At 36.0% G+C, this 14,338-nt stretch carries 14 protein-coding genes; 1 reads left to right on the top strand and 13 read right to left on the bottom strand.

What is annotated here, in order from left to right:
• Window positions 1-5 precede the first annotated feature (5 nt).
• Window positions 6-635, bottom strand: coding sequence for an MBL fold metallo-hydrolase (locus tag ACVWY7_RS01000; RefSeq protein WP_000871222.1), 630 nt, complete (start codon window positions 633-635; stop codon window positions 6-8).
• 170 nt (window positions 636-805) lie between these two features.
• On the opposite strand from ACVWY7_RS01000, the gene ACVWY7_RS01005 reads away from it, so the two are divergent.
• A complete protein-coding gene (locus tag ACVWY7_RS01005) occupies window positions 806-979 on the top strand; it encodes a DUF2759 domain-containing protein (protein ID WP_000524853.1) in 174 nt (57 codons plus the stop codon).
• 80 nt (window positions 980-1,059) lie between these two features.
• On the opposite strand, the gene glcK is transcribed toward ACVWY7_RS01005, so the two are convergent.
• The 12 genes from glcK to ACVWY7_RS01065 all read right to left on the bottom strand — a co-directional run bounded on the left by glcK (window position 1,060) and on the right by ACVWY7_RS01065 (window position 14,258).
• Window positions 1,060-2,043, bottom strand: coding sequence for a glucokinase (gene glcK / locus ACVWY7_RS01010; protein WP_000391706.1), 984 nt, complete (start codon window positions 2,041-2,043; stop codon window positions 1,060-1,062).
• A 19-nt stretch (window positions 2,044-2,062) separates the two neighbouring features.
• A complete protein-coding gene (locus ACVWY7_RS01015; protein WP_000253699.1) occupies window positions 2,063-2,263 on the bottom strand; it encodes a YqgQ family protein in 201 nt (66 codons plus the stop codon).
• 104 nt (window positions 2,264-2,367) lie between these two features.
• Window positions 2,368-2,946, bottom strand: coding sequence for a 5-formyltetrahydrofolate cyclo-ligase (locus tag ACVWY7_RS01020; protein WP_001206423.1), 579 nt, complete (start codon window positions 2,944-2,946; stop codon window positions 2,368-2,370).
• 104 nt (window positions 2,947-3,050) lie between these two features.
• Entirely contained in the window at window positions 3,051-3,200 is a 150-nt protein-coding gene (gene rpmG, locus ACVWY7_RS01025) for a 50S ribosomal protein L33 (RefSeq protein WP_001265616.1), read from the bottom strand.
• Window positions 3,201-3,269: 69 nt separating this feature from the next.
• A complete protein-coding gene (locus ACVWY7_RS01030) occupies window positions 3,270-5,624 on the bottom strand; it encodes a sugar phosphate nucleotidyltransferase (RefSeq protein ID WP_000679313.1) in 2,355 nt (784 codons plus the stop codon).
• A 375-nt stretch (window positions 5,625-5,999) separates the two neighbouring features.
• The gene (gene phoU / locus ACVWY7_RS01035) at window positions 6,000-6,656 is read right to left on the bottom strand and encodes a phosphate signaling complex protein PhoU (protein WP_000251234.1); all 657 of its coding nucleotides are present in this window, start codon (window positions 6,654-6,656) and stop codon (window positions 6,000-6,002) included.
• 155 nt (window positions 6,657-6,811) lie between these two features.
• Window positions 6,812-7,627 carry a phosphate ABC transporter ATP-binding protein gene (gene pstB / locus ACVWY7_RS01040; RefSeq protein ID WP_000226683.1) on the bottom strand — a complete coding sequence of 272 codons (816 nt, stop codon included), beginning with the start codon at window positions 7,625-7,627 and terminating at the stop codon, window positions 6,812-6,814.
• Window positions 7,628-7,655: 28 nt separating this feature from the next.
• Window positions 7,656-8,522: a phosphate ABC transporter permease PstA gene (pstA, locus tag ACVWY7_RS01045; protein WP_001242542.1), complete on the bottom strand. Its 867-nt coding sequence runs from the start codon at window positions 8,520-8,522 to the stop codon at window positions 7,656-7,658.
• A 1-nt stretch (window position 8,523) separates the two neighbouring features.
• Window positions 8,524-9,474: a phosphate ABC transporter permease subunit PstC gene (pstC, locus tag ACVWY7_RS01050; protein WP_000323883.1), complete on the bottom strand. Its 951-nt coding sequence runs from the start codon at window positions 9,472-9,474 to the stop codon at window positions 8,524-8,526.
• A 27-nt stretch (window positions 9,475-9,501) separates the two neighbouring features.
• Window positions 9,502-10,419: a phosphate ABC transporter substrate-binding protein PhoX gene (gene phoX / locus ACVWY7_RS01055; RefSeq protein ID WP_000871263.1), complete on the bottom strand. Its 918-nt coding sequence runs from the start codon at window positions 10,417-10,419 to the stop codon at window positions 9,502-9,504.
• Window positions 10,420-10,750: 331 nt separating this feature from the next.
• Complete coding sequence (locus ACVWY7_RS01060; protein ID WP_000039008.1) at window positions 10,751-12,871, bottom strand: peptidoglycan D,D-transpeptidase FtsI family protein; 2,121 nt, start codon at window positions 12,869-12,871, stop codon at window positions 10,751-10,753.
• A gap of 109 nt (window positions 12,872-12,980) precedes the next feature.
• Window positions 12,981-14,258, bottom strand: coding sequence for an MFS transporter (locus ACVWY7_RS01065; protein WP_000871375.1), 1,278 nt, complete (start codon window positions 14,256-14,258; stop codon window positions 12,981-12,983).
• Window positions 14,259-14,338: the final 80 nt, after the last annotated feature.

A 14,338-nucleotide genomic window follows, 5' to 3' on the forward strand; every position in this document is an offset into this window, starting at 1 on the left:
GCTCCTTACTGTAAAAATGGATTATTTTCTTTTTCAAAACCAATGCTTGTTTCTGGACCATGTCCACATAGCACCGCTGTTTCATCAGGTAATACAAATAATTTCTCTTCAATACTTCCAATCAATTCAGCAAAACTTCCACCAGGTAAATCTGTTCTTCCGATGCTCATTTGGAACAATACATCTCCAGAAAATACAGCATTCGCCTCTTTACAATAATAAGAAATACTACCTGGAGAATGTCCTGGCGTCTCAAAAATTTCAAAATTAAATGAACCAATTGCTAATGTACCTTCTGCATCAATAATATGATCTGCTGGTTTTGCTGTCATGCTGCGATTCATCATAAAAATTTGAGAACCATTTACAGTTGCATCACCTAACCAATCTTCTTCTTCTTTATGTACGTACACAGGAATATGAAAAGCTTCTCTTACCGCATCAACAGCGCCAATATGATCAAAGTGAGCATGTGTTAATAAAACAGCCAGTGGCTTTAATTGCTCTTCTTGTAAATATGTAACGAGCTTCTCTCCTTCATGACCAGGATCGAAGATGACACACTCATTTTGATCATTCTTTAAAATATAAGCATTTGTTTGTAATGGGCCTAACGGCATTTGTATCCATTTCATATGAAAATCTCCTCCAATTATTAAACTTACTTTCAATGATACAACATTTTTTTCTCTTAGGAAAAGAAAGGATGCTATCTCGACAATCATTTTTAAAACATGTACAATATAAAAGAGTAAATTTTCTAAAAACTCATATTAAGGAATGGGTAGACAGAGGAGGATATTGTATGGGCCTTGTTATTATTTTTACGCTTGTCACTCTGTTAGCTGTATTTGCTACGCTTAGAACACTTCGGGAAAAGAATTTTCTCGCGGGTGGCTTTGCCATTGCAACTGTACTCGTTTTCGGATGGTTTACAATCATGACTGTTCTATATAACGGGTACCCACCAGCAGCTTAATTCATTTACAGATTATTCTTCATCCAGATTTCGCACAAAAAGAGGAAGGGTTTCCCCTTCCTCTTTTCATAGTTCACAACTTATATCATCTTCGCTTCGTATTTGTGCTTTTTTACAAGCCAAGCTCCTCCGATAACACCTGCATCATTACCAAGTGTTGCAATAGCTAACTTCGTGCTCTTTACAGCACGTGAGAAAGCGTATTGCTCGAAATAACGTTGAATTGGTTCTAATAGTGCATCTCCAGCTTTAGAAACGCCTCCACCAATAACGATTTTCTCTGGGTTCAACGTGCTCGAAAGGTTCGCTACAGCTAATCCTAAATAAGAAGCTACCTTTTCTACTACTTCGCCTGCTAGTTCATCACCTTGTCCATGTGCTTCAAATACGTCTTTTGATGTAATACGCCCTTCTTCTGCTAACATAGAACGTAGAATACTTTCTTTATCAGTCTCTTGTATTTTCTGCATAGCAACACGTACAATACCTGTTGCAGATGCTACAGTTTCTAGGCAACCAGACTTCCCGCAATTACATGGGAAAGCATTCTCTGTAACTACTGTAATGTGTCCAATCTCACCAGCAGCACCGCTTACGCCATGTACAATCTCACCATTGGCAATCACACCGCCGCCAACACCAGTGCCAAGTGTCATACAAATTAAATCTTTTGCTCCTTCACCAGCACCCTTCCACATTTCACCAAGTGCCGCTAAATTTGCATCATTATCAATAACAACAGGTAATCCTGTTTCTACTTCTAATAAATCTTTTAACGGATAGTTTTTCCATCCTAAGTTAACCGCTTCATAAATCATTCCAGACGCCACGTGTACAGGGCCAGGAGCTCCCATACCAATACCGATTAACTTACTTTTTAATTCACCTAACTCTTCTAACTTTTTATCAATAGCTTTCGCTACATCAAGTGTAATATGTTTTCCTTGCTCATTTGTATTCGTAGGGATTTCCCACTTATGTAAAATTTCACCGTACACATTAATAAATGCTAATTTAATCGTTGTACCACCAAGGTCAACACCAACTAACCATTTCTCTTCCATGTTGCTTACCTACCTTTATCTAATTCTTATTTAGCTCTTTTTGAATTTCTTGCTTCAATAAAAATAAAGCTGTTTGATAGTCTTGTGGATCGATTAGCTGTGATTGATTTAATTCACGCAATTCATCTTGCATTAATTGTAAATCTGCAATTCGATCTCCCGTATAAATAATCGTACCAAATTTCTTTAGCAATTGCTGAATATCATATATAGATACCATTTCATCACCCTCTATGCTCACTTACTATAAAAAAATTATAATAAGAAAACGTTCACATATTTTATTATAATCAAGAAGAAAAAGTCTCGTCAATTTTTATTTGTCTATACAAGCCCATTTTTAACCATTGTTCCTTTTTCTGTAATAATTTTTTCTACATTTTTATCAAACGGCTCTACTGGAATATGTTCTACCATTTGAAAACTATAAGCTAATGATAGCGTTTTCCCTTTATAATGCACGAGATAACGATCATAATAGCCACCGCCATATCCAATCCGTTCTCCTCGCTCTGTATAAGCTACGCCTGGTACGATTTGAAGGTCGATTTCATCTGCATTCACTTCTTCCGTAAGTGCTGGAATTGGCTCACGTAAATTCATATACACTGTTTCTAATTGATCAAAATTACTAATTTGCCTAAAGGACATCGTTCTTGTTTCTTTATTACACTTCGGAACAACAACTCTCTTTCCTTCTTCCCAAGCTTTTTCGATAATAGGATATGTATTCACTTCATTTTCCATCGAGAGAGTGATTCCAATTGTTTTAGCTTCAGCCCACTCTTTTTGCTCATACAACGAAAATGCTATTTGCTCTGATAAAGTTGTATACCGTTCTTTTGATAAAGAATTCATGTGTTCTATTATTTGTTTACGTAAACGTAGTTTCTCTTCTCTCACACATTTTCCCCCTCACAGTGATACTTTGCTCTACGATGATAGTGTATCATTTTTAAGAGAGGAATCGAATAAAAAAAGAAACAGTAGGAAAATATTCCTACTGCTTACTTTGTTTCACGGTGTAACGTAGACTTCTTGTCACGCTTGCAATACTTTTTAAGCTCGATACGCTCAGCGTTGTTACGTTTGTTTTTCTTTGAGATATAGTTACGATCTCCGCATTCTGTACATGCTAGAGTAATATTCACACGCATTCTTATTTCCCTCCAGTACTAATAACTTAAATCAGACTATACTATAATACCACTTTTAAAATAAAAATTCTACACCTTTTGATATTGTCTAATTTTTTCTATAAGATTTTTCATGTTTTCCCTTGCTATGACTGGGTTTCTAGCATGTGAATACACTAAAAATTTCGGTTGTTTTGTGTCAGAAACGATATAAGACCACTCTTTTTCGGTATATTTGAACTGTACTCCTTCAAATATACCTTCTTCCTTTCTTTCCATATCAGCCAATAATTTCCTCATCACTTTCCCTTTTTCATTCCATGAACATACAACTTCATCACAAAGTAAATAGAGCGGAGGTGATTGCTCTACTATGCTGAGAAATGTTTTTCCCTGCAATGCTATTAGCTCAAATAATTTTCCAATTCTATATAGAATATCTCGCTTCCACCTTGTTTGAAACGACTTTTTTTCATCCTGTGTATAAAATAGAAGGTAACATTCTCCTAATTTCAAAGACATTGGGTAAATATTTCCTGCCGATTCAAGTAATAAATCTGGAATATCTACCTCTTCAAAATCTGTCCCCTGGTAAATGTTACTATGATTATCATATAACTCAAAATAATTTCCTTGCTCTGAAAACATGAGTGCCATATTCGCTTTACTTGATTTCATCAAGGCCTTCACATGATCCTTCTGTTCACCTGCATAAATCCACGTAACTGTGCATCCAAGCCTTTGCAAAAAAAGCATAAGTAAATGTTGTAACATATCATTTCTCTTATTAATAAGAAGGTGGAACTTCTGTTTTTGTATTTTCTCAATATCAATGCGCTCTAATACAGCCTCTATATAATCATGTAAAGAAACATGGACCAGCTTATTTCGCCCCATTTCTTTCTCACATACGTAATAAAAAGACTCAGACATATATACTTGTTCTATCGCTTTTTGCTGCTTATACGTTAATTGTGCCCCATCCTGACCATACAACTTTATAATAACTTCTTTTTCATTTTCCACTTGAATGAAAACTCCACCTGCACATTGTAAATCTTGAATGCTATACTGAAAAAGCGATTCGTTCATTTCTTTGCATTCCATCGTATGAATCCCAATACCATGAATCGCATGAAGAAAAAGATTTTTATAAGAAGTCGTTTCTATATGTTCTTGGCTCCCGATTAATATACTTTCCCCTTTGGTAAAAAGGGATCCGTACGCCATCGCTACCTTTACTATAAATTGAGGGGTGATTTCAACGTTCCCTCTTCCTACAATGCGACTTTTTTGCAGCCATCCGGCGCTCTTTTCACTTTCTTGAACACCAGCCGATCCTACTACCGAATAGCTATCAATCGCCTTATATGGCCATAGTTTTCCCTTTTGCTTAATTACCGTACTTTTCCCTATATGACAATGATCTGCTACAATGCTTTTTTGAAACAATGTAACGTCATCTTCCACCATTGTATGCTCTCCTATTGTCGTTTCTAATAACTCGCAATATTGTCCAATGTGCGCATTTGCAAAAACAATACTTTTTTGAAGATGAGAATAACTCGAAACAATACTATTTTTCCCGATAATAGAGTACGGCTCAATTACAGCCCCGGCACCAATTTTTGCTCCCTCTCCAATAAAAGAAGGGCCGTGAATTTTTGTGCCTTTTCCAATCGTCACACCTTCCCCCATCCATACCATCGGCAATACTTCAGTATAAGGAATAGGTACTTGCAATTTTTTTGTTAACAAATCAAATTGGGCTTGTCGGTATTGATCAAATGTACCGATATCTAACCAATAACCTTCTGATAAATATGCAAATAACGCGTTTTTATTTGCCAATAATGGAAACACATCTTGACTGAAATCAAAAAATTCTCGGGGCGGTATGTAAGAAAAAATTTCTGGCTCCATAATATATATACCTGTATTCACAATATTAGAGACTACTTCATTCCAACTCGGTTTTTCTATATATCGTGTAACCTCTTGTTCTTTGTTCATTACAACTAGACCGAATGAGAGTGGATTTTCTACTTCCTTTACAAACATAGTTACCATTCTTTTCTGTTGTTCATGAAACGTAATTCCTTTTGATAATTGAAAATCAGTTAACGCATCCCCACTTATGACAACAAACGTTTCATCCAAAAATTTTTCCGCTTGTTTAATACTCCCTGCAGTTCCAAGCGGTGGAGAGTCTTCAAAGTAGTACAAGTTAACGCCCCATTTGCTACCGTCACCAAAATATTGCTTAATGGCCGTACTCATATACTGAACAGTAATTGCAATCTCACGTATACCATGCTGACGCAATAATTCAATATTGTATTCCAAAACTGGCTTTTCTAATAATGGCAACATCGGCTTTGGAGTATTACATGTTAATGGTCTAAGGCGTCGTCCTTTTCCTCCAGCTAAAATAACCCCCTTCATATACTTCAGCCTCCACTTATATAATGTTCAGTAACTTCATATACGATATGTATATTATCTACCCAGCATTAACTAGCAGTATAAAATAAAAATTTCATTAATAAAGATTTTGTTCATCTCCTACTGGTTGTTAGCCTTGACCAATCGGGCCGATAAGTAGTAAAGCTTCTCCTATATACATGCACCTTTTAAACGTCTAAAGAAAGCGCTTACTATTAACTTTGTAAAATATTACTTAATAAGTGAACAACATATCTGTCCTATTTTTTCCATTATATTATGATACATCTTACCATCATACACTAATGGAAACAACGAGCTTTTTTTGTCATGTTTTGACTAAAAAAAGCAGGTGATGTTTCACCTGCTTTTTCCTTATTCATTTAATAAGTAATGCTTTCCTTTTACTAAATAAAAAACATTTTCAGCAATATTTGTAATATGGTCTGCTACACGCTCAATATATCTCGCTACAAACGATAATTGTGTAATTTGTGTAATTGCTTCTGGTTGTTCTGGAACTGAAGAAATAAATTCACGAATCGCTTTCCCATATATTTCATCAACTGAATCATCCATTTCGGCAATTTGCTTCGCAAACGTTAAATTTTCTTGCTCATATGCATCTAACGCTAACTGTAACATGTTATTTGCAATTGCAAACATCTCATCAAGATTATGCAAACTAACAGACACTTCTTTTTCCCCGAGACGAATTGTTGATTTGGCAATATTAACAGCATGATCTGCAATACGTTCTAAATCTGTCGCTGTTTTAATTGAAATGAAAATCCTTCTTAAATCACTTGCTACAGGTTGCTGCTTCGTAATAAGCATAAGCGCAAGATCATTTATTTCCTCTTCTAAATTATCCATACGATAATCCCCATCTATTACCTCTAACGCTTTCTCTACATCCCTTTTATGAAGACCTTCCATAGCAAGCAATAAAGCTTCCCTCGCTAGTTCGCCAAGCTCAATCACTTTTTGCTGTAACGTTTTTAAATCACATTGAAACTGTTCTCTTACCATTGTTTCTTCCCCCTCAATATTATATATATCTCCTACCTAGCCCACTTATAATAAGCCTTAAGATAGGAGAAGTATTACTTCTCTAATTTACATGAGGTAAAAATAAGAAATACCCTCTGTTAAGAGGGTATTTGCTCTTATCCTTGCTAGCGACATCAACCGAATCGGCCTGTAATATAATCTTCTGTACGCTTATCTGAAGGTGTCGTAAATAATTTATTTGTATCTGTATACTCCACAACTTCTCCACTTAAGAAGAAAGCAGTTTTATCTGAAATACGTGCTGCCTGTTGCATGTTATGCGTTACGATAACAATACTAAAGTCTTTCTTTAACTCTTGAATTAATTCTTCTACTTTTAATGTTGAAATTGGATCTAGTGCAGATGTTGGCTCATCCATTAAAATAACGTCTGGTTCAATCGCTAAACAACGTGCGATACATAAACGCTGTTGCTGTCCGCCAGATAAACCATATGCATTATCATGCAAACGATCTTTTAACTCATCCCAAATTGCTGCTCCACGTAAACTTTTTTCAACAATTTCATCTAATGTTTTTTTATCGCTAATACCATGAATTTTCGGACCGTATGCTACATTTTCATAAATAGATTTTGGAAATGGATTTGGTTTTTGGAACACCATTCCTACATGTGTTCGTAATTCTTCAACTGGGTATGATTTATCAAATATATTGCGCTCTCTATATTCAATTACGCCTGTAGTTCGCACGATTGGTACTAACTCCACCATACGATTTAATGTTTTTAAGTAAGTTGATTTACCACAACCACTTGGCCCGATAATTGCCGTAACTTCATTCTCATGAATGCTTAAGTTAATATCTTTTAAAGCATGATCTTCTCCGTACCATAGATTTAAGTTTTTCGTATCAAATACTACTTTCTTTGGCGCAGTCTCAATTTTCTCCTCGTTTTTCACCTGTACATTTACTACTGTTGCCACCATTTGAATTCCCCTTTCATCCATTTCCAACTTATTTTCGATTTCGTAACCATAGGACAAATATATTAATCAAGAGCAATAAACCTAACAAAACAATCATCCCAGCAGCTGCTACATACTGAAATTCTTCTTGTGGTCTACTCATCCAATTAAAAACTTGAATTGGTAAAACTGTAAATCTATCAAACATACTAAACGGAACATAATTCGCAAATGCAAGTGCCCCAATAACTAATAACGGTGCCGCTTCTCCAATCGCTCTTGATATCGCTAACGTACAACCCGTTATAATTCCCGGAAAAGCATATGGCAATACAATTCGATACATCGTTTGCCACTTCGTAGCACCTAATCCGTAAGAAGCTTCTAATAATGAATTTGGTACTGATCGTATCGCTTCCTGACTTGCTACAACAACTGTAGGTAAGACGAGTAAACTCATCGTCAGTGCCGCCGCAATAATACTCTCACCTAAATGAAGAGCATATACAAAAATAGTTAAGCCGAGTAATCCAAATACAACGGAAGGTACTCCTGCTAACGTTTGATTATTAATTTCTATTACCTTTTTAAATATAGATTCCTTCGCATATTGTTCTAAATAAAGAGCAGTCCCGACCCCAAATATAAAGGAGACTGGTATAACAATACTCATAAATAATATTGTTCCTGACAATGCTGCAGCAATCCCAGCTTCTTTTGGATTACGCGAAGCGAAGTTTGTAAAAAACTCTAACGAAAGGTAACTGATACCTTTTTCAAAAATTTGAAAAAGCAAAATAAGCAGTATTACTATTGAAAACAAAATTGCCATATAAAATAACAATTTGTAAATTCGATCTTTTAAAAAACGTGATGCCATATTTTCTTGTATTTTTTTATGATTCAACATTCGCATATTATGTCACCCTCCTAAAGCGGCGCATAATAAACTGAGACATGATGTTCATTATAAAAGTAAATAAGAATAACGTCGCGCCTACAGCGTACATGCTGTAATAAGTAATTGTTCCATGCGGAGCATCACCTAAACTCACTTGCACAATATAAGCTGTTAACGTTTGAATAGATTGTGTCGGATCGAGCGATACGTTCGGCGTAGATCCCGCTGCAATTACAACGATCATCGTTTCACCGATTGCCCTGGAAGCAGCTAATATAACCGCTGCCATAATCCCTGTAAAAGCCGAAGGAAACACGACTTGTTTTACCATCTCTAACCGAGTTGCTCCCAGTGCTAATGAAGCTTCTTTCGTTCCTTTTGCTACAGATCTCATTGCATCTTCAGACAGGGAGGCAATTGTAGGTATCATCATAAAGCCAATAACAATACCTGGACTAATCGCATTAAAAAACTGTAAATCAGGTATAATCCGTTGCAAAAGCGGTGTAACAACTGTTAATGCAAAAAAACCATATACAATTGTCGGTATACCTGCTAATAGTTCTAACATCGGTTTTAATACTTTTCTTGCACCGTTTGAAGCATATTCGCTTAAAAATACGGCACACGCTAAACCGATAGGAATTGCTACAAACATAGCAATCGCTGTTACAAGGACCGTTCCACATATAAGTGGTAATATACCGAACTTAGGATCTTCAAAAAAAGGTAACCATTCCTTTTCCGTCATAAAGGATTGTAATGGTATTTTTTGAAAAAACATTATTGTTTCATTGGAAAGCGTAAAAATAATTCCAAGTGTCGTTACAATAGACACGCTAGCAATTATTTTTAGTAATAATGGAACGATTCGATTGATTCGCTGCGTTTTTTTTCTCTGTTTTGTATTTCTTTCAATCAAATGTTGTACAGAAAATGTAATTTGACTTTTGTCATTATAAGCCAAAGATGAAAACCCCTTTCCACCCTGACATTACCTTTTTATTTCTGTTAACATCCGCAGCTGTTCATTGTATTTTTCTTTTGGTAATTTTACATATCCTACCTCTTCAGCGAGATTACCGACATGCTGAATCATAAACTCAATATAATTTGCTACATTCATTTTATTTCGGATAGATGCATGATTCACATAAGCAAATAGCGACCTAGATAACGGCTTATACTCACCTGATTGGATGGTATCTTTCGTCGGAAGTACACCATTCACTTTTATTGCTCTCACCTTATCTCGATTGGCCATATAATAAGCATATCCTACAAAAGCAATGGCATTTTTATCATTCATTACCCCTTGCATAATAACTTGATCATCTTCAGACAAAGAGACTTTTTTTACAATGCGACTTTTTTGTAAGATGACATTTTGAAAATAATCATACGTACCAGAGTCTACACCTGGCGCATAAAACTTTACCTGTTCACGTGGCCATGATGAATGAATTTGTGACCATCGCTTTTCACTTTCATCTTCACTCCATAATAGACGTAACTCGTCTACCGTCATGTTGTCTACCCAAGTATTTTGACGATTCACAACGATTGTAAGACCATCATAAGCGACTTCAAACGGTGTAAACTGAATGGAGTTTCTCTTCATTTCATTTTCTTCCACTTGTTTCATTACTCTCGAAGCATTATTTATATCTACTTCTCCTTTACTGAAACGATTAAATCCTCCTCCTGTCCCAGAAACACTGATGGAGATTTTCACGTTCGGATGCACCTTTGTATATTCCTCCGCTACTGCTTCTATAATAGGAAAAACCGTTGAGGATCCATCAACTCTCACTTCTCCCATTTCATTCACAGCAAATGCAGTAGACGTGCCAACATAAAAGAAACATGTCGACAGTATGAAAACTTTAATTGATGCACTTATCCATTTCACGTGTTCTTCCTCCTAGAAGTAACCGGAAATAACAGGATTACAGATATAAGAATACTGCTAAACTATTAATTCGGTTTTAATTGTTTGTAAAAGTTTTGTAAAGTTCCACAAGAATCAACATAAGGTAAACTTGAATCCATATCCACCGTTCCTCTTCACAGATAATTTCCCCCGTAAAATCGGTATTCTCTAGGTGCTTGTGTAAGTATCATTTGTGAGATTTCTTATTTTTTTTCGATATAATATGCTTGTCCACCTTATTAAAACGTATGCATGAACCATAAAAAAAAGCACACTATCTTTTCAGATAGTGTGCTTTTTTTACAACTTTTTATTCATCATCTTGTTCTTTATTTTTCTTATCTATTTCATCTTTAGTAGCTTCGCCATTTTCTACTTTTTTCAAATCAAAGTACGCGTCCATAATGTCACGGCTAATATATCCGTTAATACCTGATTTATCATCTACCCAAGGTACAACAACAGAAAATGCTACTTCAGGGTCTTCAAGTGGCGCATAACCTACTAATGTTAAATTATATGTTTCTTTACGCTCACCGTTTGCCTTTTTACCAATCTCTTTATCTCCGCCATACACAGTTTGAGCTGTACCTGTTTTACCAGCAGCTTTATATGGTGCACCTGCAAAGTATTTCGCAGCTGTACCACCAGAATCGTTAAATACTTGTCTAAATCCTTCCTGAACACGTTTAATTTGTGATTCAGGCATATCAATACGATTTAGTACTTTCGGCTCCATTGAATGAACAACTTTTCCAACTTCGTCTTGTTTCGCTGACGGTTGACGAATTTCCTTTACAACTTGCGGCTGCATACGATATCCACCATTTGCAATTGTTGAAACATATTGTGCTAATTGAAGTGGCGTATACGTATCATACTGTCCAATTGATAAATCTAGTAGGAAACCTGGCTGATTTCCTCTACCTGTTTGGCCCGCAGATTCATTTGGTAAATCAATACCTGTTTTTACGCCAAGTCCAAACTGTCCGAAATAATAACGCATCGTATCAAATGCTTTTTGTGGTATATCTAACGTACCACCTCTTACATATTGAACGCCTGCGATATTCATCGCTGTTTTAAACATATATACGTTAGAAGACATTTTTAATGCTGTTAAATCATTAATATATCCCATCGTCTTCCACGAAGATTTTGGTGGCGTTCCCTTTAATCTGATTGGTTCATCAAGTTGAACTGAACCTGGTTGAATTGCACCTGTTTGATATCCTGTAAGTACTGTCGCACCTTTTACAGTTGATCCCATCGGATAAGAGCTTGTCATCGTTCCTAATGCGAAATCTTGCACTTTCGTTTCGCCATTTTCTTCCACTAACTGTTTCCCTGCCATAGATAAAACTTCACCATTTTTTGGATTCATCATTACAACGAATGCACGATCTAAATAGGGTTGTCCACCTTTATATCTCAATAAATTTTTCGTGATAATTTCTTCTACACGCTTTTGTAATTCCATATCAATTGTTAAATTTAGATTATTACCACTTTGCCCTTTTGATACATTAATCGTTTCTAAAATATTACCGTTTTTATCTGTAACATTTCTCACTTCCGCTTTATTACCGTGCAAACTATCTTCATATTGCTGCTCAAGATAACTTTTCCCTACGCGGTCATTTCGATTATAATCACGAACAAGATAGTAATCTAGTCTTTCTCTAGGTAAACCTTCATCAGACGTTGACACCCCGCCAAGTACACTTCGGAATAAATCATCATAAATATACTTTCGATCCCAATCAACATTCGTATCTACACCCGGTAATGTTGCTAGATTTTCACTAATAATAGCGTATTCTTGTTCTGTAGCATCCTTTTTAATAACTTGTGGCGTCATCGCATATCCGCCGTCCATTTTGCTTTTAATCGCTAGTACTTCTAAATCTTTTGCGGATAATTGATTCACTTCTTCTTCTGTCACGCGATTTCGTTGACGCTCATCTAATTCTTTATCGTCAATTTTTTTATCTTTAAACTCTTGACGATCTTTATTCGTAATTTTTTCTTTAGCTTCCTCTTTATGAATAGCAAGCCAATAATCTTTCTTATCGCGATCTGTTAATTTATCTGTCGGTACTTCAATCAAATCTGCTAGCTTTTTCGCTGTTTCTAAGCGAGCCTCTGCAGTTGATCCTTTCATTTTTGTAAATGTAATCGTACGTACAGCTGCATTATCTACTACAGCTCGCCCATAACGGTCAAATATTTTCCCACGTGGTACAGGATTACTAATTGTCGAGTTCTCTTTCCTCTCCACTTCATTTTTATATTCCTCACCGCGAACAATTTGTACATATCCAAGCCTTACAATAACCGCGGAGAACATTAAAAACACGCAGAAAAACAGCACGTTTAACCGAAAAGGAACGTGAGTCTTTTTCTTTTGTTGTTTCTGCTTCTTGCTCATACAAACCCCCTCTACCAACAGCTATGTAATGTGAAAGGGACACCTTCATACAGGTGTCCTCACTGCTGTCTTACATCTTTTTCTATTCTAGCATAAAACAAAAGAGAAGTTAACCTTCTGGTTCAGTTTGATTCTGCGTGGTCCCTTGCGCTACAACACTTGTTTTCCCCGCATTTCCCCCATCATATTTGACATTTTTAACTGCAAAATAAATAAGAAAATGTCCAGCACCTAAAATACATAGTAAGAAAGGTAAGCTCTTTTCAGGCGGAAAGAATAATACAGCACATAAAAAACTTAAAACTGAACAAATTCTCCCAGCATTTAACCATAATTCTCGGACAACTACATACTCTACACGCCACTCTCTCGCATTTTTCGCTCTACCAATTACATCATATGTCATCGATCCATACGGAACGAGTAAAATAGGGTATGCAATGGCAATGCATGCTGCATAAATAAGTAATTTTGTGTATGTAACATTGAATATAACTAAAAATACGACCGCATATAAAATAATACCTCCAAGTAAAATTGCTTTTTTTCGCCACTCTTTCTTTAACATACGGGCGACTAAGTAGTAACATACAAATGATACAGCAGAATTTACTAAGCTATATTTCCCTAATGCGAGCTCACTATCGGTTGCTAAGTACACGTATACCGAAATAACAAAAATAAACGTTCCCTCTCTCAATCCTTGGAAAAAATGAGCACGTGTAATTCTTCCCCAATTTTTATCAATCCGTCGCTCTTTCAAAACTTGCGTAATCTCATAACGCCCTTCACATTCTCTCTTGGATAAAAAAAAGCTTAACACGACAGCAAATGCAAACAGCACTAATGAAAGAAAGAATATGACCGTATAGCCACTCCATTTTTCCATACGCGAAATTGTGTATCCAGCTGCTATCGGTCCAATCATGCCAGAGAAAGATGTAAGAAGTCCAAGAAACCCGTTAAAGAAATCTCTTGTTTCTGGTTCTGTAATCTCAAATGTTAATAAGTTAAACGCGAGCCAGTAAAAACCATATCCAACTCCTAAAAGAGCCCCCATCAATAAAATATAGTGAGAAGCACTTTTCCCCGCTACTAAAACAACGATAAAAAAAGTAGCTAACGTGCCTACGCCTATTCGCAACAAGATTGAGCGATCAATACGCTTCGCTAATTTCCCACCTATAAGAAATGTGAGAGGCTGTAATACAACGCTGGCCAAATTATACAAGCCAAGATTCACATAATTTTGTGTTTGTTTCCATAAATAAATGTTCACAAACGTATTCGATAAAGAAATTGCGAGCGTGTATAAACCTCCAATAAGGAGCAATAACACTAAATCCCGATTCACTTCAACGTCACCAATTATATGTTTCCACTTCATACACAACTCTCCTTTACTTCATGTTCTAGTCTTCCAAAGACAAGCCCAATTATGTAAAAGGAAAGCATAGAAAAAAGCTA

This window comes from Bacillus sp. TE9106W (assembly GCF_054062215.1).

Coding starts and splice junctions, on each gene's coding strand:
- ACVWY7_RS01000 (WP_000871222.1), bottom strand. CDS start 635: ATGAAATGGATACAAATGCCGTTAGGCCCATTACAAACAAATGCTTAT.
- ACVWY7_RS01005 (WP_000524853.1), top strand. CDS start 806: ATGGGCCTTGTTATTATTTTTACGCTTGTCACTCTGTTAGCTGTATTT.
- glcK (WP_000391706.1), bottom strand. CDS start 2,043: ATGGAAGAGAAATGGTTAGTTGGTGTTGACCTTGGTGGTACAACGATT.
- ACVWY7_RS01015 (WP_000253699.1), bottom strand. CDS start 2,263: ATGGTATCTATATATGATATTCAGCAATTGCTAAAGAAATTTGGTACG.
- rpmG (WP_001265616.1), bottom strand. CDS start 3,200: ATGCGTGTGAATATTACTCTAGCATGTACAGAATGCGGAGATCGTAAC.
- ACVWY7_RS01030 (WP_000679313.1), bottom strand. CDS start 5,624: ATGAAGGGGGTTATTTTAGCTGGAGGAAAAGGACGACGCCTTAGACCA.
- phoU (WP_000251234.1), bottom strand. CDS start 6,656: ATGGTAAGAGAACAGTTTCAATGTGATTTAAAAACGTTACAGCAAAAA.
- pstB (WP_000226683.1), bottom strand. CDS start 7,627: ATGGTGGCAACAGTAGTAAATGTACAGGTGAAAAACGAGGAGAAAATT.
- pstA (WP_001242542.1), bottom strand. CDS start 8,522: ATGCGAATGTTGAATCATAAAAAAATACAAGAAAATATGGCATCACGT.
- ACVWY7_RS01060 (WP_000039008.1), bottom strand. CDS start 12,871: ATGAGCAAGAAGCAGAAACAACAAAAGAAAAAGACTCACGTTCCTTTT.
- ACVWY7_RS01065 (WP_000871375.1), bottom strand. CDS start 14,258: ATGAAGTGGAAACATATAATTGGTGACGTTGAAGTGAATCGGGATTTA.